Here is a 25021-nt window from a genome sequence, read left to right as displayed (position 1 = left end):
CTTAGCTTATATATGTTGCCTTATACGTTTATGTAGCTTTATACGTTTCTATTAGCGTCACAGGGTTTTTCTATAATAAACACCGTTTCACCCGAATTTTCTAGATTTGCGAAAAAGGTGTATTGTGGCTGTTTCAAAACTTGATGAAGTTGTGTCGCTGGCTAAGCGTCGTGGATTTGTGTTTCCAGCTGGAGAGATTTACGGCGGAACTCGCTCCGCGTGGGATTATGGCCCTTTGGGCGTTGCATTAAAAGATAATATTAAGCGCGAATGGTGGCGTTATATGGTCACTACTCGTGGCGATGTTGTTGGCGTAGATACGTCTGTTATTTTGCCTTCTCAAGTTTGGGTTGCGTCTGGTCACGTTTCTGTATTCAACGATCCTCTTATTGAGTGCTTGAATTGCCATAAGCGCCATCGTGCAGATAAGTTGGAAGAGTCTTATGCCGAAAAGCATGGCGACAAGATGCCAGAGAATGGCTTAAAAGACATTGCTTGCCCAGATTGCGGTACTCGCGGAAATTGGACGGAGCCTCGCGATTTTAACATGATGCTTCGCACTCATTTGGGGCCAGTAGAAGACGAAAACAGCTTGCATTACTTGCGACCAGAAACAGCGCAGGGTATTTTCGTTGATTTTAAGAACGTTATGACTTCTACGCGTCAAAAGCCGCCATTCGGCATTGCAAACATTGGTAAGTCTTTCCGTAACGAGATTACGCCTGGAAACTTCATCTTCCGCACTCGCGAGTTTGAGCAGATGGAAATGGAGTTCTTTGTAGAGCCTGGAACCGACGAAGCTTGGCATCAGTATTGGATTGATACACGCGTAAATTGGTATGTTGATTTGGGTGTAAAGCCAGAGAATTTGCGCATGTATGAGCATCCTAAAGAGAAGCTAAGCCATTATTCCAAGCGCACTGTAGATATTGAATACAAATTCGGATTCCAAGGATCTGACTGGGGAGAGCTTGAAGGCATTGCAAACCGTACCGACTACGATTTGTCTGCTCATGCTAAGCATTCTGGCGAGGATTTGAGCTACTTTAACCAGGCAACTGGCGAAAAGTACGTGCCTTACGTTATTGAGCCTGCTGCTGGCCTTACGCGCTCGCTTATGGCGTTCTTGGTTGATGCTTACGACGTTGACGAGGCTCCAAACACTAAGGGTGGAGTGGATAAGCGCACTGTTCTTAGACTTGACCCTCGTTTGGCTCCTGTTAAGGCTGCTGTTTTGCCATTGAGCAAGAAGCCAGAATTGCAATCGGTTGCTCAAGATTTGGCTGCGGATCTTCGACAGCATGATTGGGTTATTGACTACGATGAGGCTGGCGCTATTGGTCGCCGCTATCGCCGCGAAGACGAGATTGGTACTCCTTTGTGCGTAACAGTTGACTTCGATACTTTGGAAGATCACGCTGTTACAATTCGCGAGCGCGACACTATGCAACAAGAGCGTGTTTCATTAGATAAGGTTGCAGATTACGTAGCAAGCCGCATTAATGAAAAGCGCGTTAAGTATCCGCAAGGTCCTGTAGAGATTGTTGGAACTCGCGCTGCAGATGGCGGTGTGGATGTTTCTAAGGAAGGCGGCGTTGACGAGTCGCAGCCTGTAAAGATTGCTCAAGCTGGCGGATTGTACTAATAAGTATTTAGTAAAAGTCGCTAGTAAAAAATCGCGTAAAATCGCTAGCAAAAATATTAAAGTGAACGGAGTTAAAGCAATATGGATTTTTCTATTAAACCAGTGGATTTAGGGAAAATTCATATTGCAACTCCTGTTGTTTTATCTCCAATGGCTGGTATTACTAACTGGCCTTTTCGCGTGATTTGCCGAGAGTACGGGCCAGATGGCTTGTATGTTGCAGAAATGATTACTGCACGCGCACTAGTCGCAAGAAATCCAAAAGCCTTGCGTTTATGCCGTTTTGCGCCTAGCGAGAAAGTGCGCTCCTTGCAACTTTACGGAGTAGATCCTTTAATTGTGGAGCAAGCTGCTCGAATTGTTGTTGACGAAAATATGGCAGATCACGTTGACTTAAACTTTGGCTGCCCAGTTCCTAAAGTTACAAGGCGCGGCGGCGGTTCTGCTCTTCCTTGGAAAACAGATTTGCTTCAAGAGATTTTACATCGCGTTGTAAGCGTGTGTAATCCAGCGGGAATTCCTGTTACAGCTAAATTCCGTGTTGGAATTGACGAAGCTCACGAGACTTTTATGCAAGCTGGCCATATTGCGCAAGAAGAGGGTTGTGCGGCTGTTACTTTGCATGCGCGTACCACTGCAGAATATTATGGTGGTCATTCCGATTGGAGCCGTATTGGCGAGCTTGTAGAGGCTTTAGATATTCCTGTTTTTGGCAATGGTGATATCTGGGGCGCGGACGACGCTCTTGCAATGTTTAAAGAAACAGGGTGTGCAGGCGTTGCTATTGGTAGAGGCTGCCAGGGGCGTCCTTGGATTTTTGCAGATATTCGCTCTGCCTGCAATGGCAGCGATAATCGCGTTAATCCAAGTCTTGGCGAAGTTTGCAAGGTGATTTTAAGGCATTTGGAGCTTCTTGTTGACTTTTATGATGGCGATGAGCGAATGGCAGTTCATGACTTGCGAAAGCATATTGCTTGGTATTTGAAAGGCTTCCCAGTTGGAGGAGGAACTCGCAAAAGCTTTATGGAATGCGAGTCTATTGATGACGTTCAACGCAATATTGATGCGTTAGATTCGTCACTTAAGCTTCCTGAGCAGATTTTAGACACGCCGCGTGGTCGAGTTCGTTTTGCTAAAAAAGTTCATTTGCCATATGGCTGGTTGGATTCAAGAATTACTACTAGCGAGGAGCGCAAAGAGCTTTTTGGCAATGATCCAATGGATGCTAGCTACTAGCGTTTTTCTAGAGTTTTCTAGGGTTTAGTGGCTGTTAAAAATGGCGTCTAAACTATTGCTTAATGTTCCAAACTTTTGTTGATAAAACGCCTTAAATATTTGCGTATAGCACGGTGTATTATCGAATCGGTGACATTTTTTAAGTTTTTATTTGTAAAACGTCGCCATTATCGAGCGTTTTGCGCTAAAGTATTGCGTAAAACGTGCGTGTGAGTGACAGGAGACAACGGTGAGCGAGATTGCCCAGACTGACAATTTCAACGACAAAACCATAATCAAGGTAGTCGGCGTCGGTGGAGCCGGTGGTAACGCCGTCAACCGAATGATCACCGAGGGTTTGCAGAACGTAGAATTCGTAGCTATCAACACTGATGCTAAGGATTTGTTGCGTTCCGACGCTGATGTAAAGATTTCATTATCTGATGCTTCAAGTCGTGGTCTCGGTGCTGGTGCTGATCCAGAAAAGGGTGCAAAAGCTGCACAAGATCATCAATCCGACATTGAAGAAGCATTAAAGGGCGCCGATATGGTGTTCGTAACTTGCGGCGAGGGCGGTGGAACTGGTACAGGTGCAAGCCCAATAGTTGCGCGAGCTGCACACCAGCAAGGTGCTTTAACAATCGCAGTAGTTACGCGTCCTTTCGGGTTTGAAGGCCCTCAGCGTGCTGCATCAGCAAAACTTGGTATTGAAAATCTTCGTAAAGAAGTCGATGCTTTGATTGTTATTCCAAACGATCGTTTGTTGGAAATTTCAGATCGAACTATCGGAATTATTGAAGCTTTTAAGACGGCAGATACCGCATTGCTTGCAGGCGTGCAAGGTATTACCGATTTGATTACCATGAATTCTTATATTCATGTTGATTTTTCGGATGTTACCGCCGTTTTGCGTGGTGCTGGAACCGCGCTGTTTGGAATTGGCGCTGCAAAGGGAGAAGACAGAGCTACTCAAGCTGCTGAAATTGCTATTAGCTCCCCATTGCTTGAAGAGAGCATTGAAGGCGCTCACGGTGCTTTGATTAATATTGCAGGTCCAAGCGATTTGAAGTTGCAAGAAGCAAGCGCTGCAACAGAACTTGTTCGCAAGGCAATTCATCCAGAAGCCCAGATTATTTGGGGTCTTTCTTTGGACGATTCTTACGGAGACGAAGTTCGCGTTACTGTTATTGCTGCTGGTTTTGATTCCCACCCTAAGGTGGAAGACGATAAGGCTGGTGCTTTTGTAGATATGCAAGCAGGAGTTGATTCTGTTGCCCCAGCTCAGTCAACAACTCCAGTCGCGCCTTCCGCAAAGCCTGTTGTTGCTGAAGAATCTTCGCAGCCTGTTTCTTCTATGTTTGATTCTGTTGCACCAAGCCAGAATTATCAAGCATCGGCTTCTAAAGATAAGCCTCAAGACGAACCAGACGAATTGGATATTCCTGATTTTCTACGTTAAGCATAGCGATAGGAGGGCAGCTTAATGGCTGGCTTTATGAAGAACATGATGTCTTACGTAGGCATGAGTGATGTTCAAGACGACGATGATTTCGTTGATTCTCAAGCGCAAGAAACTTCGTTTGACAACGATCACAACGTTGCTCCTATAAGTCTGCATAATTCAGAATCGCAGTTGGGTAATGGCACTGCTTCTCGTGCTGGAGCAGTCCGCATGAGTCGCATTACAACGATTCATCCAAAGTCTTATGACGATGCTCAATTAGTTGGGCGTGCGTTAAGAGATGGAACTCCAGTTGTTTTGAATCTTACTGGTGTTAGTGAATCTGTTGCGTATCGCATTGTTGACTTTTCTGCTGGAGTTGTATTTGGTGTTCGTGGGTCTATTGAGCGAGTAACGCCAAGAGTGTTTCTTCTAAGTCCTTCGCAAGTAAACATAAAGGTTGAAGACGCTCCTAATGGCGGTTCTGCTAGAGAATTGTTCTCGTAAAGATACAAGCTTAGTAACAAAGACCGCTTATAGCATTTGCTTTATGCGTTATTTAGATTTAAGGCAGAGTCTCTTTGAGATTTCTGCCTTAAATTATCTAATATCAATTATCGAATAAAAATTATCTAATAACAAAAATCTTCTTAACTTTTATTGTGATGATTGTTTACTTGTGATTGTTTTAAGAAAGTTTATTTACGGAAGTGAGTTTATGATTTTTAACAGCTTAATATTAATCATTAATCTTTTTCTAAGCGCATACTTAACAGTGCTATTTATTCGCGCAATTTTAGACTGGATTCCAATCGTATTCCATTCATTTAGTCCAAATGCGATTGTTAGAAAATTTGCTCAAATCATATATTATTTAACGGAACCGCTTTTAAGATTTGCGCGTAGATTCATACCACCCGTAAGGCTTGGTAATATAAGTTTAGACGTAAGTTTTATGGTTGTTTACTTTTTGATAATTGTTTTACAAGTGATTTTATCTATGATCTATTAAGATTTTTTTTTATTAAGACTTTAAGAATGTTCACTATACGCGCGCAATCGCCACTATTTTTCAACGATGTTCGTATTATTATCTATTAATCACATTATTTACTAAACATTTACTAAACGTAAGTCTTCATAATAAAAATAAGTCTGAATAATAAAATATTGGCAGATTTCGTAAAAAATAATTACTTTTTACACAATTTTTTCTATGGACGTGATAGCATCGAAGAGATATATCAAAAGGGCTGCGCGCCCAAAAGTGAGGTGTAATGCATTATGGCTCTGTTAACGCCTAAAGACATTCGCGAGCATACCTTCCAGATCGTTAGATTCAAGGGAGGCTATGACGTTGACGAAGTTGATGACTTTTTAGATCAGGTTACAGAAACAATCGAAGCGCTTGGTCAGCAGGCCGTGCAAGGACTCGGGGCTTCTACGCAGTCTCTTGGCGCTGATGTTGCTAGCTTAAACAATAAGATTGCAGACTTAACAAATCAGGTTGAATCTTTAACTAAAGAAAATAATGATTTGCGAGAAGCATCCAGCAATGCAAGCAAGAGTGATAACGATCTTGCAGCAAAGCTTAAGGAAGCGGAAGAAAACAACCGTGCATTGAGCGAGCAAAATCAGCAGCTTAAGGAGCAACTGGATGGATTGGGTGCTCAAGTAGATCAGCTTACCGCTCAAGCTGCAAATGCAGATAATGCTAAGGCAGACGCTGATAAGAAGATTCAAGAAGAGCTTGAAAACGTTACGCGCGAGCGCGATGACTTCCGTGCAAGCAGCGAAAACTTGGGTCGTGAGCTAGAAGAGGTTCGCCAGCAGCTTGTTGTAACTCAGCAAGAAAATGCTAAGGTTCAAGATCTTAACAAGCAGCTCGAAGAATCGCATAAGCGAGAAGAACAGCTTCGCGAGCAAGTTTCTAAGATGGAACCAAGCACAGAAACTGGTAGCTTGCAAAAGATTGCAGGCGCTGGTGCGGAAGCTCAGGGCTCGGAGCCAGAGCGTGCTACTGCTATGTTGACTCTTGCAATGCAATTGCACGATCAATATGTAGACAAGGGCAAGGCAAAGGCTCAGCAGATTGTTGAAGAAAGCCAGGCACGCTATAACGAGATAATTGCCAAGGCAGACGAATACTCTGGTCGCACGCACAGCGAGGCTGACGAATACAATAAGCAAACTCGCGGGGATGCGGATGATTATTCGGTTCGTACTCGCGGAGATGCCGATGCTTATGCGGCTCGTGCTCACAACGAGGCAGACGCTTACTCGGGCAAGGTTCGTCAAGCTGCGGATGACTACTCTAAGCAAACTCACGATCAAGCTGATCAATACGAAGCAGAAGTTCAGCACAGAGCTGCGGATTACGATTCCACTACTCGCACTTCTGCAGACGCATATGCTCGCCAAGTACGTGAAAATCTCGAGAAGCAAACTAAGGTTATTGAAGGAAACATTCAAAGCCTTAAGCAGTTTGAAACTGAGTATCGTACTCGCTTGACCGACTTCTTGGGTCAGCTTGTTGCTCAAGTTTCCGACGAAAACACGTATACATCTATGGAAAATCAAGATAAGCAGGATAAGTAGTATTTACTAGTATTTAGTAGTATTTACTAAATCCCTTTAGATTGGAAAATACATTGACGCATAGTTATGTGCGTGTAGAACGGCTGCGTAATCGCGCAGCCGTTTTTGCACTGATTGCTTTTATTGGCGTGGTTTTAGACCGAGTAACAAAAGTTTGGGCTTTAGCAGCGCTTAGTGGTGGAAAAAACATTGAGATTCTTCCACACTTGCTCTCTTTTACTCTTGTTAGGAATCCTGGAGCATCTTTTGGCTTAGGCTCTTCTTTTACTTGGGTTATTAGCGTGTTAGCTTGCGCTGCTTGCGGTGCTATGACTGCTGTTATTAAGCACACAAAATCCTTATATTGGACTATTGCGCTTGCTTTAGCTTTTGCTGGAGCTTTTGGAAATCTTATTGATAGAGCGCAATATGCTCAGGGCTTTTTGAACGGAAAAGTCGTAGATTTTATAAACTACGGATGGTCCGTTGGAAATGTTGCAGATATTGAGCTTATGTTTGCAGGAATCGCAGTTATATGCCTTATTTTGATTGGGATTCCTCTTATAGAGCGCGCTGATGAGTGATATTCGTTTTACAGTTACGAGTCAATTTGCAGGATGTAGGTTCGACGTATGTTTGTCGAAGCTTATGGGAGTATCGCGTGCAAACGCAATATCGCTAATCGAAAGTAGCAAAGCAAAAATCCTAAATAGAAAGTCGCAAAAATCATCTATTTTGCAAGAATCAGATGTGATTGTTGTAAATAAAGAAGACGATTGTGCTTGCGATTGTGCTAGTGCTCGCGATTCTTCCAGTAATGCTCAAAGCCAGCCTTCTATATGCGATTTAGAAATCGTATATAACGATGACGATGTTGTAGTAATAAACAAGCCTGTTTCTGTGGCGTCTCATGCAGCAAAAGGGTGGAACGGGCCTACTGTTCCAGAATGTCTAGAAGACGCTGGGATTAAAATAAACACAACGCTTTGCGACGAATCACGCAAAGGAATCGTAAGCAGGTTAGACGTTGGAACAAGCGGCCTTATGCTCGTTTGCAAAACGGATTTTGCGTACGAAAAGATGAAGCAGCAATTTGCTAATCATAGTGTTAAAAAAACTTATACGGCATTAGTGCAAGGAAATTTGGAGCAAAACAAAGCGACTATTGAAGCTCCGATTGGAAGGTCAAAAGTATCTGACTTTAGGTTTACTGTAACCAAAAATGGCAAACCAGCTGTAACACATTGGGATGTTTTGGAGCGCTTTGGAATTGCAACTTTAGTTAGCGTAAATTTAGAGACGGGTAGAACTCACCAAATACGCGTGCATTTTTCTTCGATTGGTCATCCATTAGTGGCGGATAAAATGTATGGAGCAAACCCAAAACTCGCAGAAAAACTAGAGTTACAACGCCAATGGCTTCACTCAACTAAGCTAGAATTTAAGCATCCTAGAACAGGAAAATTAGTTAAGCTTGAATCGAAGTATCCGCTAGATTTGCAACACGCTTTACAAGCCGTGCGACAATTATAAAAGCGAGCATATTTAGCAAAACAGGTCATATTGCATCTATAAAATAGCAAGCATGACTAGGCCAGAAACAAACTTTGTACATTTGCATAACCACACGCATTATTCGCTTTTGGATGGTGCTTCAAAGATACCAGACCTAGTAGCGAGTGCAAAAGAATTGGGTATGCCAGCTATTGCTATTACAGACCACGGCAATATGCATGGCGCGTACGAGATGTGGAGCACGGCTGTAAAAGCTGGGATTAAGCCGATTATTGGAATCGAAGCTTATGTGACTCCAGAAACAGCCAGACAAGACAAAAGCCGAGTTCATTGGGGAACGGACGCGCAAAGAAGCGACGATGTTTCTGGCGGTGGTTTGATTACTCACATGACAATGTGGGCCGAAAATGATGAAGGCTTAACAAATTTGCTTAAAGCATCGTCTATAGCCAATTTGGAAGGTCGCGTTATGCGATATCCTCGAATGGATAAAGATGTGCTTTCAACGTATTCTAAAGGCGTTATAGCGTCTTCTGGATGTCCGTCTGGAATTATTCAAACGCGTCTTCGTTTGGGTCAATTTGATGAGGCTTTACGCGCTGCAAGTGAGTTCCAAGATATTTTTGGTCGAGATAATTTCTTTATTGAGCTTATGAATCACGGGCTTTCTATTGAAACACGCGTTACGAAAGATTTGCTTGAGATTGCTAAAAAGTTGAATGCTCCACTTCTTGCTACTAACGACTTGCACTATGTGCACGAAGAAGATAGAGAAGCGCAAGATGCAATGCTTTGCATTAATTCTGGATCTCGCTTAGATGATCCAGATCGTTTTAAGTTTGACGGTTCTGGCTATTATTTGAAGTCTGCTGAGCAAATGCGTGAGCTTTTTAAGGAGTTTCCAGAAGCTTGCGATAATACGCTTGAGATTGCGCGACGTTGCAATGTTATGTTTGATGACGGCGAAGATGGCGCTTTTATGCCGCAATTTGATTGTCCTAAAGGGTGGGATGAGACTTCGCTATTCCTTAAAAAAGTTGAAGAGGGTTTGGAACGCAGATACAACAACAATGTTCCAATGGAAGTCTTAAAACAAGCAGACTACGAGTGTGGCGTTATATGCCAAATGCAATTTTGTGGCTACTTTTTAGTTGTTGCAGACTATATTAATTGGGCAAAAGAGCACGGGGTTATGGTTGGCCCTGGACGAGGAAGCGCTGCAGGAGCAATGGTGGCGTATGCAATGGGCATTACCGAGCTTGACCCAATGAAGCATGGTTTGATTTTTGAACGATTCTTAAACCCAGAGCGCGTGTCTTTGCCAGATATTGACGTTGACTTTGATCCAGAAGGTAGAGCCAAAGTTTTGGAATACGTTGGCGAAAAATATGGAAAAGACAAAGTAGCGCAATGCGTGATTTATGGCACGATTAAAACTAAGCAAGCTCTTAAAGATGCTGCTCGAATAATGGGTTATGAGTTTTCTGTTGGAGAAAAAATTACAAAGATTTTGCCTCCTGCAAAAAATGGCAAAGATATGAGCTTGCATGAAATTTTTGACGAAAAGTCAAAGAGATACGCGGAGGCTCGTGAGTTCCGTGAGATGTACAAGGATGACCCAGATACAAAGCTAATTACAGAAGAAGCAAAGGGTATTGAAGGCTTGATTCGCCAAACGGGTGTGCATGCTTGTGCAACGATTATGGGTTCGGAGCCTATTACAGATACGTCTCCTCTTTTGGAGCGCACTGATGGCACAATTACAACAACTTTTGAGTATCACACTTGCGAAACTCTTGGCCTAGTTAAGATGGATTTTTTGGGTCTTTCTAACTTAACGGTTATTAGGGATACTATTCGAAATGTTGAGAATAATCGTCATACAAAAATTGATTATACGAAAATACCTTTAGACGATAAAGAAACTTACAAACTTCTTGCAAGAGGAGATACTTTAGGAGTTTTCCAGCTTGATTCCGACGGTATGCGTGCGCTTCTTCGCACTCTAAAACCAGATAACTTTAACGATATTTCTGCTTTGATTGCGCTTTATAGGCCAGGTCCTATGGATATGGATTCGCACACCAATTATGCTAAGCGTAAGAACGGTTTGCAAAAGATTACGCCTATTCACCCCGAAGTTGCAGAGCCGCTAAAAGATGTTTTAGGCGAAACTTATGGTTTGATTGTGTACCAAGAGCAGGTGCAATCTGCTGCGCGTATTTTAGCAGGGTATAGCCTTGGCAAGGCAGATGTTTTGCGTAGAGCTATGGGTAAAAAGAAGCCAGAAGTGTTGGCTAAAGAGAAAATCCCGTTCTTTAAAGGTATGCAAGAGCATGGGTATTCTAAAGAAGCTGCTCAAGCTGTGTGGGATGTTTTAGTTCCATTCTCTGGTTACGCGTTTAATAAAGCTCATTCTGCTGCATACGGTTTGATTTCATATTGGACTGCTTACTTAAAAACGCATTACCCGGTTGAATTTATGGCTGCGTTACTCCAAAACGAACGTACGAATAAAGATAAGACTGCACTGTATTTGGGTGAAGCAAGGCGCATGGGAATTCGCATTTTACCTCCTGATGTTAATGAATCAGTATTAGAGTATTCTGCTGTAGGCAATGTTGTGCGATTCGGTCTTGGAGCAATTAGAAACGTTGGAGATAAAGCTGTAAAAGATATTATTGCTGAACGTGAATCTTCTAGAGGACGTTTTGTGAATTTCAAAGATTTCGTTAAAAGAGTTTCTTTCGATGCTCTTAACAGAAGGCTTGTTGAATCTTTGATTAAAGCTGGAGCTTTCGATTCTATTGATCCTAATAGGCGTGCTATTTGGGAAATTTGTGGACAAGCGATAGATTCCGTAATACCTATTAAGCGTAGGCAATTGGAAGGTCAGTTTGATTTATTCTCTAGTATTGATAAAGATAATACAGATAATCTGTCTTTAGGCGATGCTGAAATAAATGTTCCTGATGTAGAAGAATGGGATAAAAAAACAAAGCTAAACTTTGAGCGTGAGATGTTAGGACTTTATGTTTCTGATCATCCTTTGAGTGGTCTTTCTGCTGTTTTAAGTAGCTTGAGTGATATGAGTATTGCTGAATTGATTGATAAAGCAAAAACTATGAATGATCGCACTAAAGTGACTTTAGCTGGTCTGATTACTGGTGTAGATAGACGTGTTTCTAAACAAGGTAATGCGTGGGCAATAATCACATTGGAAGATATGGAAAGTTCCATACAATGTATGTTTTTCAGCAAAGCATACGAAGCTGCTGCAAATGATTTTGCGATTGATCAAGTAGCTCAAATTCGAGGTGAAGTTGAGGTTCGCGATGAAACAGTTTCTTTGCGTGGTAAATATTTTGAAATACCTTCTTTGGAATCTATAGATTCAAGACCTCTTAATATTGTTCTTCCTAATATGAGTATCGATAAATCTAAATTAGACAAGTTGAGTTCTATATTATGTGAGCATCCTGGGTGTTGCGAAGTAAGACTTGCTTTGATTGACTCTAAGGGGCGCGCAAAAGTCTTAGCTTTTGGAGATAGATTTAGAGTTAAGCGAGATATGTCACTTTTTGCAGAGCTAAAAATATTGTTTGGCCCAGCTTGTTTGCCAGGCGCCTAAAATGAGCCGATTAAAATAAGCTAATCGCGTAGAATATTCTTAGAGTGTTTTAGAGTGATTTTAAGCGTTTTAAGAAGTGGTAAAGATAAGTAAAGATAAGTGAAGATAAGTAAAAACAAGTAAAAATAAGGCTTTTTGATTTAGAAGGTAAAAAGATATGTGTGAAAATAACGACGATTTGAGTAAAAACAATAACGTTAGTGATAATAATGGCGTTAATGGCAATAATGGCGTTGACTCCAATGATTCCAACGGTGTTCGTACTTCTTTTACCGATAAAGAGCTGGAAGATGCATTGCTTGGTTTTGAAAAAGAGTTTAGCGAAGAGCAAAATCGTGATTCAATCGATGATGCTGTAAAAAAGATTGAGCAAGCAGATTTTGAAGAAGATTTGCAAGGTTTGCTTGGAAAAAAGGCAAAGTGCGCGCTGTTCTTAACAGCTATAGAGCCAGGAGAGCTTCTTGCATCTTTTTGCAAAATGGCTGGAGTTAATGCGGATTGTTTTAACGACGAAAATGGTGGAGTCGCAGTTTTACGTGATTTAGACGAAGACAATCCAGAAAAATCAGTTAAAAAATTTACCGACTATTTTCGTGGAATGCCTGCTGTTCTAATGGTAAATCGCGCTAATAAGATTGATGCAAAAGTTTATGAATATAATCGAGGCGTTTTAGACGTTGTTCCTCCTATGATTCTTGCAATGGCTGCTAGATGTGTTGAAGACCTTATGATTTGTTACTCAAGTGTTAAAGATCTTAAAGAATCTGGGATTGAAGTTACAAGTACAGATGATTTAAGCGATGATCAAGCCAAAGAGATTTTTTATAAATATGGCAAAAAGATGTAATCCACGTTAAGTAGATTGCTACTAGATTGCTACATTAAAAATAAGTAAATTCATGCTCATAAAACTAAATAAAAGTGAAAAGTAAGAGATAATATAAATTAATCTCTTAAATATTAGTTAAAGAGTATGAGAGAAAAACACATAGTTACACACTTAAATTGATTGGACTGTAGATATGGATAGACAGCAAGAATTCGCTTTGCGTACAGTTGAAGAGCGTGACGTTCGTTTTATTCGACTATGGTTCACGGATGTTCTTGGAACTCTTAAATCGGTTGCTATTGCTCCAGCAGAGCTTGAAGCTGCGTTTGAAGAGGGTATTGGCTTCGATGGTTCTGCGATTGAAGGCATGACTCGTGTTTTAGAAGACGACATGATTGTTAAGCCAGATCCTTCGACTTTCCAACTTTTGCCATGGCATGGCGGCCCAGAAGGCACGGCGCGCATGTTTTGTGACGTTTTAACGCCAGATGGGGAGCCGTCTCTTGGAGATCCGCGTCATGTTCTTAAAACTGCGCTCGCAAAAGCTAAAGAAAAAGGCTTTACTTTTTACGTTCATCCAGAAATTGAGTTTTACTTATTTGAAGCGCAAGACGATTGGTCTAAAGCTCCTGTTCCTATTGATGAAGGTGGGTATTTTGACCACGTTCCAAGAAGTTCGGCAATGGACTTTCGTCGTAGTGCTGTGAGCATGCTTGAACAGATGGGTATTTCTGTTGAGTATTCTCACCACGAAGGCGGTCCTGGTCAAAACGAGATTGACTTAAGATATGCAGATGCTCTTACTACTGCAGATAACATTATGACTTTCCGCACTGTTGTTAAGGAGATTTCTCTTGAGCGCGGAATGTATGCGAGCTTTATGCCTAAGCCGCTAACTGACCAGCCTGGTTCTGGTATGCACACGCATTTAAGCCTGTTTGAAGGAGATTCAAACGCTTTCTATGAGGCTGGGCAAGAGTTTAATATGTCGCTTATTGCTCGCCAATTTGCGGCTGGTATTTTGCATCATGCTGCAGAAATTTGCGCTGTTACAGATCAATACGTTAATTCTTACAAGCGCTTGTGGGGTGGGGCGGAGGCTCCTAGCTATGTTTGCTGGGGTCATAGCAACCGTTCTGCGCTTTTGCGTGTGCCTCAATATAAGCCTGGCAAAGGTAATTCTTGCAGAATGGAGTTTCGCGCGCTCGACCCTGTTGCGAATCCGTATCTTGCATACTCTGTTTTGTTGGCTGCTGGCTTAGATGGCATTGAGAAGCAAATGACTTTGTGCGATCCTACTAGCGACGACGTTTGGGAGCTTACGGATGCTGAACGTCAAGCTATGGGCATTCAGCCTCTTCCAGAGTCTTTGGATGAAGCTTTGAAGATTATGGAGAAGTCTGATTTTGTGGCTAGTGTACTCGGCGAGCATGCGTTTGAATACTTCTTGCGCAATAAGCACAAAGAGTGGGAAGAGTATCGTCGCCAAGTAACGCCTTACGAGCTAGAGAAATACTTGCCTAGACTGTAGGTTTTGCAACGTATTTGCGAATTTAGTTTGTGTTGACTATTAAAATCGCGCGATGTGCTGTGGTGGCGTGTCGCGCGATTTATTTTTAGGTTTTTCTTTGATTATTTTTTAACATTTTTCGCAAAATTTTTTCATATTGTTATATCTGAATGTTTATGTTTGAATGCTAGTTTCTAAGCATAATTTAAACGTTTGTTTATTTAATTTAACTTTTGTTGAAGATTGAAACATTTTATAACAAAAATCGCAAACTATTGCACAATAAAGAAACAATGATATATCTAAAATTATCCAATTGTAATGTTGATTTTCAAAATTATGAGAATAGAATTTTTGCTTGGTTGCATTTGAATAATTTTGAAAATATTCGCGCAATCCATGATTTACAACGACTGTAAAATCATGCCAAATACACAAAGGGAGGTAACTCAAGTGAAGAAGCTGATTCTTGATCTTGATACTGGTGTTGACGATACTCTCGCTATATCTTATGCTCTTGGAAGCCCAGAAATGGAGCTTATTGGCATAACTGGCACGTATGGCAACGTTTTAATGGAGCAAGGTGTTCGTAACGCGCTTGCAATCACAGACTTACTTGGGCATCCCGAAGTAAAAGTTTATAAGGGACTTTCGCACGCAAGCAAAAAAGATTCTTTTGAAGTTCTTCCAATATCTGCATTTATTCATGGAGATAACGGAATTGGCGATGTTGAGATTCCAGATTCTGCGCGCAAAGCAGAAGATGAATCAGCTGTTGATTTTATTATCGATTCTGTAAAGAAGTATGGCAAGGACTTGGTGTATGTTCCAACAGGACCAATGACAAATATCGCTGCTGCGTTGAAGAAAGCTCCAGAAATCAAAGACGAAATCGGAAAGATTGTTCTTATGGGCGGAGCGCTTACCATTCATGGAAACGTAAACGCTTGGACCGAAGCGAATATATCTCAAGACCCAGATGCTGCAGATGTACTATTCCGCTCTGGTGCTCCAGTAACAATGATTGGTTTGGATGTTACTTTACAGACTTTGCTTACCTACAAGGAGACAAAGCAGTGGCGTGACCTTGGTACAAAGGCTGGCAAGTTCCTTGCAGATATGACCGACTTTTACATTAAGGCATATGAAACAACGGCTCCACACCTTGGCGGATGCGGTTTGCATGATCCTTTGGCAGTGGCTGTAGCTGTGGATCCAACACTTGTTACAACGCTTCCAATCAATATGCAAGTTGATGTTGAAGGTCCAACTCGTGGACGCACAATTGGTGATGTTACGCGCTTGAATGACCCTGTTAAGACAATGCAAGTTGCTGTTGGTGTTGATGTTCCACGATTCTTGAACGAGTTTATGACGCGTATTTCTGGCTTGGCAAAAATCGCTGGCTGAGTGTGGATTTTACGAGTTTTAACTCCGCTTTTTGTTGTTCGACACGCCGTAAATCGCAACATTTTCCGCAATATACGACGTGCCTTATTTGCCAATGTAGAAACTAAAAATATTAATTGATTGGATTATTATGACTGAGATTGCAAAATCTAGTGCGGTAGACCCATACGAGGATCCAAAAACCCGCGACAAAGTGGCGATTTACTCGCTAATTTTACTTCTTATAACCTTTATTCTTGGAACATTGTGTTTGCAAGGATTTAATCTGGTATTCGATCAGATTGGTAAAGCTGTTGGTGCTCCTGATCAAGCTTCTCTTATTACGAGTTTGCCAATTATTGTTTTAGGCATTGTGTGCTTTATTTACGGTTCTTTGGGTGACTTTGTGTCGCTTCGTAGACTCATAACAATCGGACTTGTAACACTGTTTGTTGGATCGTTGTTTGGTTTTATTGCAAACTTCTTCTTCACTCCAAACTTGTGGACTGTTATTATTGCGCGTATTTTACAAACAGCTGGCGAGCAAGTAGCAGGTTCTTCCTTCCTTGTTATTGCAACTAAGTATTTGCGCAACGATCTTAAGGTAATTTTCTTTGGACTCTTTACTGCTGCTTATCAGCTTTCTGCTTCTATTGGCGTTTTTGCTGCTGGTGCTCTTAGCTCTATTGCTTGGCAGTATTTGTTCTTGATTCCTGCAATTACTATTCTGTTCTTGCCAGTTCTTGTTAAGTTCTTGCCTACAAAGAACGGTATTGGTGGAAAGATAGATAAGCTTGGCTTTACAGTGTTTGGTATTGCTGTTGCATTGCTGACTTTGTTCTTCTCGTACAAGGCATGGGGATTGTTGCTTGGATCCATCGTGCTGTTTGTTGTGTTTGCTGGATACATTATGAAGGCAAAGAACCCGTTTGTAACTCCTGCATTCTTTAAGAATAAGCGTTGGCTTTCGGGCATTATTTTGATCTTCATCTTCTACTTTACTAACTATTGCATGCCTCCAATTTACAATGTGATTGGTGGAGCTTTGTATCATATGAGCACTGAGGCAGTTTCTTCCTACCTTGTATGGGCATTCGTTGTAGCAGCAGTGTTTGGAACATGCTCTGGAACAATTATCGGTTTTATTGGACGTAAAGCTGGCATTATTATAGCTGCTGTTCTTATGATTCTTGGATGGGTTGGAGCTGCTGTATTCATCAATTGCGGATTCCTTGTTCTAACTTTGTGCGCATGCGTCTACTACGCTGGTTGCGGACTTATGTATTCGCCAATCGTTTCAACGGTTCTTAGCGCATTGCCTGTTGAAGAATCGGGTCGTGGATGCGGTATGAACGATTTAGTTATGAATGTTACAGCATCAATCGGTATTTCCATTTTCAGCGGATTCTTTGGTGGAAACTTGCTAAAAGGATTCTCTTTTGCTGGAATCCAAGGCTTAGGTGCAGGTTATTCTAACTTGCTTATGATGGGCGCTATTGTAGCCTTTATTGGCTTAGTAGTTTATATTGCTCGTAGCCTTATGGTTAAGGAATAGGCGATATTTGTTAGTGGCCACTAGCTGCAGTCGTGTTTGGCTGATTGGTTAGTGGCCATTTTTGTATTATTTTGCTTGCGTGCTATCAAATCTTTTTCATACGCTGAACACTAATTGGGTATGCTGTTCCAAGCTCTTGCGCCCAAAGAGAAACGTAGAATTCTTCGCACATCCACTTTAGTTTTTGAGCTTTTTCTTGAGCTTCATCTCTATTAGGTCCAGCAGGCAAGCTTTCTGCTCTCTTTTGAGCTTCTAGTACAATCTTATGAGCTTCATCTGCTTGCCAAGCCCATTGAACATCTCGATCTTTGTTTGACTTTGCTTTGTTAAGTCGAATCAAATCCGCATGTAAGTAGCGCTCTATTGAACTAAGTGCGCTAGAATCTGCTTTTGCAATGAATCCAGGAAAAACAAGCGAAGATGCGTGTTCTTTAATCGATTGAAGAACACTAAGCATTGGCAAGTCGGCTTTGCCGCTAACAGCAGACTCGACTTTAGCAAATCGCTCCAAAATAGCAATAACACTGTGTGCAACGCTATAAACCGTGTCTTCGTAAACTTCGGCAATATTGCCAACGGCTTCTTTAAGTTCAACATCGTTAGTAATTTTTTGCGTATTTGGTATAAGGCGCTTAATAGCAGCCATTTGCAAATCTTGAGCCAAATCTTTAGAAGACTTATAAGGTGCAGAAGCAAGTAGCAAAGCCTCGCTGCCGAGCCATCTAGATGTAATGCGCTTATCGTCTAAAATAAGCATGTTAAGCGCGCCTTGCCAAACCATTTGAGATCTAGAAAGATTAGTTGCACCAGACTTGTGTAACAAATCTGCTCTCTCAACAACATTTCCAGCTTGTGCAGCTTTAATCGCTTTGCTATTAACAACATTTAATGCACACTCTTGAGCTGATTTTGCAAATCGATGCTGAAGACTTATTAGCGACTTATCTGTTCCTAAAACAGTAGGCTTAATGCGCTTGTTGCTTTGATTATGCGAATTGTTTTGATTAGGTTTGTTTTTATTAGTTTTCTTTTGCTCAACGCTAAAAGTTACGCGCAAATAAGGAGATAGTCGTTGTAGCTGATCTTCGCTTAAAACTTCTGGGTGGATTTGTGCTCCAACAACACTAATCGCAGCTTTAGTAAAGACTTCGCTAAAGTCTTGCCAAATAAAATCTTCTTGCGGGTTCTCATTTATTCCTGGAAGATAATCGTAGTTTTCGTCAATCCATTCGCGGATCTTATGCGCAGTATCTGGAGCTGGCACGAATTGCACGCGCAAAGTCTTAGGAAGAGACTTAATCATGCCAATAATAAGCTCGTCTAATAAGCCTGGCACATTCCAAGTAAACTCTTGAGGCTTAAGTCGCAAAAGCGCATGAAGTGGAACGTGTACGGTTACGCCATCTAAAGGATTATGCGGATCGTAAATGTAGCTTAAGCGCAAATTAATTCTCTGGCCGTCTGTTCCAATCGTATGCCAAGTATCGGGGTAGTCTGCTAAATCAGTGTCATTTGCGTATTGCAAGCGCTCAACACAATCTGGGTTAAAATCAAGAAAATGTGGGTCTTGAAGCCTATAATTTTTCCACCATTTAGCCAAATCTGCAATGGTCGTAGCTTCTTGAGGAAGTTTATTATCGTAAAAAGTAAACAAATCCTCGTCGTTTACAGTTTCGCTCGCTTGCCTAGTGCGATTTGTTTGATTATCGGCATCGTTCAAAACGTTAATATTTGAGGAGATAAAATCGTTGAATGGAAAACGCTGTTGAACGTTTCCTTCGACTAAGCCTTGACGAATCATCAATATTCTAGATTCGTAAGGATTGATTTTAGACCATTGAACAGTGCGATTTTGCACAATAGGCAAGCCGTACAAAAGCACTTTCGATTGAGCAATTGCAGCACCTTTGCTTGCGCTCCAATGAGCATCTAAATATGTTACGCGAGTAAGGTTCTTGGCTAAAGACTCCGCCCAAGCAGGGTCGATTTGCGCGCAATACCTTGCCCAAAGTCTAGAAGTTTCAACTAATTCCGTACACATAATCCAAGAAGGAGTTGTTTTAGAAACAGATGAAGATGGGAAGATTGCAAACCTTGTGCTTCTAGCGCCTTGATAATCGTTTTTTGCCATTTTTTGAGCGCGCTTAATGGCACGAATTTTGGCTGTTCCGCGAAGTCCTGCAAAATCCGAAGCCTTAGGCTCGCGAATAACTTGCATGCCAATCATAGAAAGCAAGCCAGAAAGCATAGAAGCGTGGATTCCTTGATAATCCCAAGTGCAACAAAGACTGTGAGCTGCTTGTTGATTATTTGGCAATTGGCGTATTTGCAAAGACGCGCGTTTAATCGGCAGCGCTTCGCCAACATTATAATGAAGCTCCTTGCATAAATCTTTAAGCTGATTAACTAAATCTTTCCACTGTTTTAGGCGTAAAAAGTGGAAAAATTCCTCTTTGCAAAGTCGCCTTAGCGCGTTGTTGCTGATTTCGCCATCCGCCTGGAATATGCGATCCCAAATATTCAATGCTGTTAAAAAGTCACTTAACTCGTCTGCGTAACGATTGTGTAATCTATCTGCTTCCTCGTGCTTGTCTTCGGGGCGCTCGCGCGGATCTTGCAAACTCAAAAACGCAACAATAACAAGAATCGCAGCTAAAGTATTTGGTGTAGTGTTTCGCGCAGCTTCAATAATCATGCGTCCAAGGCGAATGTCAATTGGAATATGACTAAGCTCGCGGCCGATGCGAGTCAAACTTATAACACCAGATTTTCTACTTATTGCACCAAGCTCGCTAAGCTCGTTAAAACCGTCGCTTACAGCCTTAATATCTGGAGGATCAATGAATCCAAAATTCGTTATATCTTCGCCGGTTTTAGCAACGCCAACAGAGAGCATGTGTAAAACAACAGCGCCAAGTGAAGTGCGCAAAATCTCGGGATCGGTAAAGCGCGGGCGAGTATCGTAATCTTCCCTAGAATACAAGCGAATAGCAATGCCGTCTGCGATTCGCCCACAACGTCCAGAACGCTGATCTGCACTTGCTTGAGAAATAGGTTCTATAGGAAGACGCTGAACTTTGGCAGACTTAGAATATCGCGAAATTCTAGCAAAACCAGGGTCTACAACGTAGCGAATATCAGGCACTGTAAGAGAAGTTTCTGCAACATTAGTGGCGATTACAATGCGCTGATGCGTGTGATGCTCAAAAACTCGATGCTGGTCTTTAGAAGAAAGACGCGCAAAAAGTGGAACAATCTCAATGGCGTCACTGCGATTCATGTCGCTTGTGCGCGCACCGAAATAAGAACGCAACGATGCTTCAAACTCGCGAATATCGCGCTCGCCAGAAGCAAAAACCATAATATCTCGCGCGCCTTGAGTGTGTGTTGAATGAATCACAAGTTGAGCGCATGCGCGAGTTACAGCAGAAGCAATGTCTTCATCGCAAATATCTTCTCGATTGCTTTCGTTAGATTGGCTTTGCTCAATATTTTCATCATCCATAGCAATATCTGCAAAACCTGGAACATGCTTCATAAGCGAAGGTGCGCTTCCAAGCGGCTCGTAAAGTACGCGCACTGGGTATGTTCGCCCAGAAACCTCTATAACAGGAACTTTAATGTGTAAAGCTTGCTCAAAATGGTCTTTAAATTTTGCAGAATCGATTGTTGCAGAAGTAATAATAAGCTTTAAGTCTTTGCGCTTTGGCAAAAGAGTTGTTAAATATCCAAGCAAAAAATCAATGTTTAGGCTGCGCTCGTGAGCTTCGTCAATAATAATAGTGTCGTATCTAGTAAGAAGTGGGTCGCGCTGAATTTGAGCAAGCAGAATACCGTCCGTAACTATGCGAAGCTTTGTTTTGGATGAGCTTTCGTCGTTAAAACGCACTTGGTAGCCGATTTCTTCGCCAAGCTTAACACTCATTTCGCTTGCGATTCGCTCTGCAACCGTGCGTGCAGCAAGTCGGCGGGGTTGTGTGTGAACAATTTGCTTTCCGCGACCGCCTCTGCCAAGTTCCAAAGCCATCTTTGGTATTTGAGTGGTTTTTCCAGAACCCGTTTGACCAGATACGATTACAACTTGCGACTCTTTAATAGCTTCAATAATCTGGTTGCGTGCGGAACAAATCGGCAGTTCACTAGGATAGTCAAAATTCATATTAAATCCTGCTAAATACTATTTTCTTAAGACTTCTATAATCCTGTATCCCTTAGAGCTTGCGTATTTTTCAACGCTAAAATCTTCACCAAGATTTTTAGAAAGCCAAGGGATTAAGGAGTCGGAGCCAAGATTTTTTTGAACAACCAAATAAGCAGCTCCACCAACTTTTAGGCGAGGAAGCCACGTGAGCAAAATATTGTGTAAAACGTCTTTTCCAACGCGGATTGGAGGATTAGACCAAATAAGATCAATGTTTTTAGATGAATCTTCTTTTAATGCATCTTCTACAAGATAAGTGTGAATGTTATTTAATCCAGCATTCTTGGCGTTAATATTAGTAAGCTCTAGAGCGCGCTCGTTAACGTCTACAGCGTAAATTTGCGCATTAGGGGATTCAAAACCTAAAGCCAAGCTAATAGCGCCCCAGCCGCAACCGATGTCGAAAAATCGCCCATTTTCTGGTGATTGTGGAGCGTGTTTAAGAAGAACTGCAGTTCCTAAATCAAGTTTAGAAGAGCTAAAAACTCCGTTAGAAACTTGCACGCTAACTTTGTGACCTCGCAAATCAACTTGCAAAGTTCGTCTTAAGTCTAAAGAATTTGGGTTAGTGGAAAAATACTGTTCGCCACTAGTCTTAGATTCTTTAGCATTTTTGTTTGTTTTAGTAGCATTAATGCTGCTCGTCTTTTTAGTTTTATTAAAAGTGTTAATAGTCATTTTAGTGTTGGTTAAAAATTATGTCTTCTAGATTCACAATAATAAAACAAACGTTGTAAATCGCGTATTAATAAAGGATTTAACGTAAGTAGTTAAAGAAAAATAGCAAAGGGCATAGTTTTGGTAGATACTTTAGCAAATAGTGATTTGGCAAGTGGTGATAATAATATGCCCGAGCATAAAAATGAGCATAGAGACTTTCTTTCAGGCCATAGTGAAGTTCTGCTAGACGATGCGAACGCTGGATCAAGCATAGAAAGTAACGATGAAGCTTGGCAAGAGCGTGAATCAAGAAACGCGTTAAAACGAGTTGCTGGTCTTGGAGAATTACAAGACGTAACTGAAGTAGAGTACAGAAAACTAAGGCTGGAACGCGTTGTTTTAGTAGGCGTGTGGTCTAGCGCTCGCGGAACTCTAAGCCAAGCAGAAGAGTCTCTTAGAGAGTTGGCGGCTCTTGCTAAAACCGCTGGCGCAGTAGTGTGTGACGGCATGTTGCAGCAAAGATATAGGCCAGATGCAGCAACGTATGTTGGTTCTGGAAAAGCGCGTGAACTTGCAGCGGTTGTAGCTCAAAATGATGCGGATACGATTGTTGTAGACGACGATCTTCCACCAAGCCAGAGAAGAGCTTTGGAAGACGCTACTAAAGTCAAGGTTGTAGACAGAACAGCTGTTATTCTAGACATTTTCGCTCAACATGCAACAAGCAGGGAAGGAAAGGCGCAAGTCGAGCTTGCTCAGCTTCAATACATGCTTCCGCGACTTAGAGGTTGGGGTGCTGCTCTTTCTAGGCAGGCTGGCGGTCGTGCTGCTGGAGACGCTGGAATAGGCTCTAGAGGCCCTGGAGAAACAAAAATCGAAATGGATAGGCGCGCAATTAGGAATCGAATTTCAAAATTGCGTCACGACATTGCGCTAATGGCACCAACTCGCGAGACAAAGCGTGGATCTAGGCGTCGTCAAGATATTCCAACCGTTGCGGTAGTGGGGTATACAAACGCTGGAAAATCTTCGATTATAAATAGACTTACTGGCTCTAAGGAGCTTGTAGAAAATGCGCTTTTTGCCACTTTGGATACTGCTGTTCGAAAGTCTTTAACTAAAGATGGTCGCGCTTATACGCTTGTAGACACGGTTGGTTTTGTGCGAAGGCTGCCAACTCAGCTAGTAGAAGCGTTTAAGTCCACTTTGGAAGAGGTTGGCCAAGCAGACGTTATTTTGCACGTTGTTGACGGTTCTCACCCAGACCCTGTTTCTCAAATTGAGGCAGTTAACGAGGTTTTAGCTCAAATTGATGGAGTAGAAGACATTGCGCAAATTATTGCGTTTAATAAGTCGGATGTTATGCAAGAGCCAATGCGTTTGCGCTTGCAATCGTTGTACCCCGATTCTTTAATTGTGTCTGCGCAAAGTGGCGAAAATATTGAGCATCTAAAAGCGCGCGTAGAAAATTTGTTACCTTCGCCACATGTTCACGTTAAAGTTAAGCTTCCTTATAGTGATTATTCTGGATCTTTGCTATCTAAAGTTAGAGAAAATGGCATTGTAAAATCGGCGGAATATAAGGATTCTGGCATAGAATTAGATGCTTTTGTTGGAGATTCTTTGGCTGCAAAACTTATGCAAATTGCGCTTTAAACAAAATTCCTTAGGTGTGATTAAAGTAAAAACTGTTCATGCATATATCTCTATTGTTAGAGCAGCCCTTATATTTTGAGTTATTTATTAGCTAGAGGGTTGACTCTGTTTTGTGGAAAAGGGGTTTTCTAATGGTGAATTCTCAGGTTAAGCCAACAAAGCTTGCGATTATTGGTGCTGGCGCAGTAGGTTCTACGCTTGCGTTTGCTGCTGCTCAGCGCGGTGTTGCTCGTGAAATTGTGCTTGAGGATATCGCTAAGGAACGTGTTGAAGCAGAAGTGCTCGATATGCAGCACGGTTCTAGCTTCTACCCAGCTGTTTCTATTGCTGGCTCCGACGATGTTGAAATTTGCCGCGATGCCGATATGGTTGTTATTACTGCTGGCGCTCGTCAAAAGCCTGGTCAGACTCGTTTGGAGCTTGCAGGTGCAACTATCAATATTATGAAGTCGATTATTCCTAATGTTGTTAAGGTTGCTCCAAACGCAATTTACATGCTTATTACAAATCCTGTTGACGTTGTTACGCATGTTTCTATGAAGCTTTCTGGTCTTCCTGCTAATCAAATGTTTGGATCGGGTACAAACCTTGATTCTGCACGTTTGCGCTTCCTTATTGCTCAGCACACTGGTGTGAATGTTAAGAACGTTCACGCTTATATTGCTGGCGAACATGGCGATTCCGAAGTTCCTCTTTGGGCTTCTGCAACTATTGGTGGCGTTCCAATGTGCGAGTGGAATGCTCTTCCAGGTCATGAGCCATTGGATGAAGCTAAGCGCGAAGAGATTCATCAAGAAGTTAAGAACGCAGCATACAAGATTATTAACGGTAAAGGCGCTACAAACTACGCTATTGCAATGTCTGGCGTAGATATTGTTGAGGCTGTTCTTCGAGACACCAACCGCATTTTGCCAGTTTCTTCTTTGCTTGAAGACTTCCACGGAATCTCGGACGTTTGCATGTCGGTTCCAACTTTGTTGAACCGCAACGGCGTAAATTCTCGCTTGAATACTCCAGTTTCGGATCGCGAGCTTGCTGCTTTGAAGCGTTCTGCAGAGACTCTTCGTCAAGCTGCGGCACAATTTGGATTCTAATTAGTTTTTGCTTTATGATTTAAGCTTTTATGCTTTTATGCTTGGCTGTTCGTAAAGCGCTAATTACTAAGATTTAAGTCTTGAAAGTCGCTCCTTCAATCTT

General features: G+C 41.9%; 17 protein-coding genes. 15 read left to right on the top strand and 2 right to left on the bottom strand.

All coding sequences use genetic code 11. From position 1 onward, the window contains the following. The first annotated feature begins 124 nt into the window (after window positions 1-124). The 13 genes from D0T20_RS05150 to D0T20_RS05085 all read left to right on the top strand — a co-directional run bounded on the left by D0T20_RS05150 (window position 125) and on the right by D0T20_RS05085 (window position 17307). Window positions 125-1645 carry a glycine--tRNA ligase gene (locus tag D0T20_RS05150; protein ID WP_016635707.1) on the top strand — a complete coding sequence of 507 codons (1521 nt, stop codon included), beginning with the start codon at window positions 125-127 and terminating at the stop codon, window positions 1643-1645. An 81-nt stretch (window positions 1646-1726) separates the two neighbouring features. Continuing rightward, on the top strand, window positions 1727-2881 hold the full coding sequence (dusB, locus tag D0T20_RS05145; RefSeq protein ID WP_116438596.1) for a tRNA dihydrouridine synthase DusB: 1155 nt from the start codon (window positions 1727-1729) through the stop codon (window positions 2879-2881). A gap of 229 nt (window positions 2882-3110) precedes the next feature. After that, window positions 3111-4319, top strand: a complete 1209-nt coding sequence (gene ftsZ / locus D0T20_RS05140; RefSeq protein ID WP_032835871.1) for a cell division protein FtsZ — start codon at window positions 3111-3113, stop codon at window positions 4317-4319. Window positions 4320-4343: 24 nt separating this feature from the next. Next, window positions 4344-4808 (top strand): cell division protein SepF, encoded by a 465-nt coding sequence (locus D0T20_RS05135; protein ID WP_016635704.1) that lies wholly within the window; start codon window positions 4344-4346, stop codon window positions 4806-4808. Window positions 4809-5019: 211 nt separating this feature from the next. Then, a complete protein-coding gene (locus tag D0T20_RS05130) occupies window positions 5020-5313 on the top strand; it encodes a YggT family protein (RefSeq protein WP_032818175.1) in 294 nt (97 codons plus the stop codon). 272 nt (window positions 5314-5585) lie between these two features. Beyond that, window positions 5586-6899 carry a DivIVA domain-containing protein gene (locus D0T20_RS05125; RefSeq protein ID WP_016787380.1) on the top strand — a complete coding sequence of 438 codons (1314 nt, stop codon included), beginning with the start codon at window positions 5586-5588 and terminating at the stop codon, window positions 6897-6899. A 68-nt stretch (window positions 6900-6967) separates the two neighbouring features. Further along, a complete protein-coding gene (locus D0T20_RS05120; RefSeq protein WP_016808726.1) occupies window positions 6968-7462 on the top strand; it encodes a signal peptidase II in 495 nt (164 codons plus the stop codon). Continuing rightward, window positions 7455-8411, top strand: coding sequence for an RluA family pseudouridine synthase (locus D0T20_RS05115; protein WP_116438594.1), 957 nt, complete (start codon window positions 7455-7457; stop codon window positions 8409-8411). Before D0T20_RS05120 ends, D0T20_RS05115 begins: the two co-directional genes overlap by 8 nt. Window positions 8412-8463: 52 nt before the next feature. Beyond that, window positions 8464-12024, top strand: coding sequence for a DNA polymerase III subunit alpha (gene dnaE / locus D0T20_RS05110; RefSeq protein WP_116438592.1), 3561 nt, complete (start codon window positions 8464-8466; stop codon window positions 12022-12024). 157 nt (window positions 12025-12181) lie between these two features. After that, the gene (locus D0T20_RS05105; RefSeq protein ID WP_116438590.1) at window positions 12182-12871 is read left to right on the top strand and encodes a hypothetical protein; all 690 of its coding nucleotides are present in this window, start codon (window positions 12182-12184) and stop codon (window positions 12869-12871) included. Window positions 12872-13046: 175 nt separating this feature from the next. Then, window positions 13047-14384 carry a type I glutamate--ammonia ligase gene (glnA, locus tag D0T20_RS05100; RefSeq protein WP_004130324.1) on the top strand — a complete coding sequence of 446 codons (1338 nt, stop codon included), beginning with the start codon at window positions 13047-13049 and terminating at the stop codon, window positions 14382-14384. 432 nt (window positions 14385-14816) lie between these two features. Next, on the top strand, window positions 14817-15773 hold the full coding sequence (locus tag D0T20_RS05090; protein WP_032813541.1) for a nucleoside hydrolase: 957 nt from the start codon (window positions 14817-14819) through the stop codon (window positions 15771-15773). A 130-nt stretch (window positions 15774-15903) separates the two neighbouring features. Then, a complete protein-coding gene (locus tag D0T20_RS05085; RefSeq protein WP_016635694.1) occupies window positions 15904-17307 on the top strand; it encodes an MFS transporter in 1404 nt (467 codons plus the stop codon). An 85-nt stretch (window positions 17308-17392) separates the two neighbouring features. On the opposite strand, the gene hrpA is transcribed toward D0T20_RS05085, so the two are convergent. Further along, entirely contained in the window at window positions 17393-21466 is a 4074-nt protein-coding gene (gene hrpA / locus D0T20_RS05080; RefSeq protein WP_116438589.1) for an ATP-dependent RNA helicase HrpA, read from the bottom strand. 18 nt (window positions 21467-21484) lie between these two features. Continuing rightward, window positions 21485-22186: a class I SAM-dependent methyltransferase gene (locus D0T20_RS05075; RefSeq protein ID WP_116438587.1), complete on the bottom strand. Its 702-nt coding sequence runs from the start codon at window positions 22184-22186 to the stop codon at window positions 21485-21487. A gap of 120 nt (window positions 22187-22306) precedes the next feature. Here D0T20_RS05075 and hflX point away from each other — a divergent pair, with 120 nt between their 5' ends. Together hflX and D0T20_RS05065 are read left to right on the top strand one after the other, a co-directional pair. Further along, a complete protein-coding gene (gene hflX / locus D0T20_RS05070) occupies window positions 22307-23824 on the top strand; it encodes a GTPase HflX (protein ID WP_205412668.1) in 1518 nt (505 codons plus the stop codon). Window positions 23825-23955: 131 nt separating this feature from the next. Beyond that, complete coding sequence (locus D0T20_RS05065; protein WP_004130300.1) at window positions 23956-24918, top strand: L-lactate dehydrogenase; 963 nt, start codon at window positions 23956-23958, stop codon at window positions 24916-24918. Window positions 24919-25021 lie beyond the last annotated feature (103 nt).

The sequence above is a fragment of the Gardnerella piotii genome, assembly GCF_003397585.1.
GTDB classification, from domain to species: Bacteria; Actinomycetota; Actinomycetes; order Actinomycetales; family Bifidobacteriaceae; genus Bifidobacterium; species Bifidobacterium piotii.
Note: the sequence above shows the minus strand (reverse complement) of the source record. Positions and strands in the feature narration are given on the sequence as shown.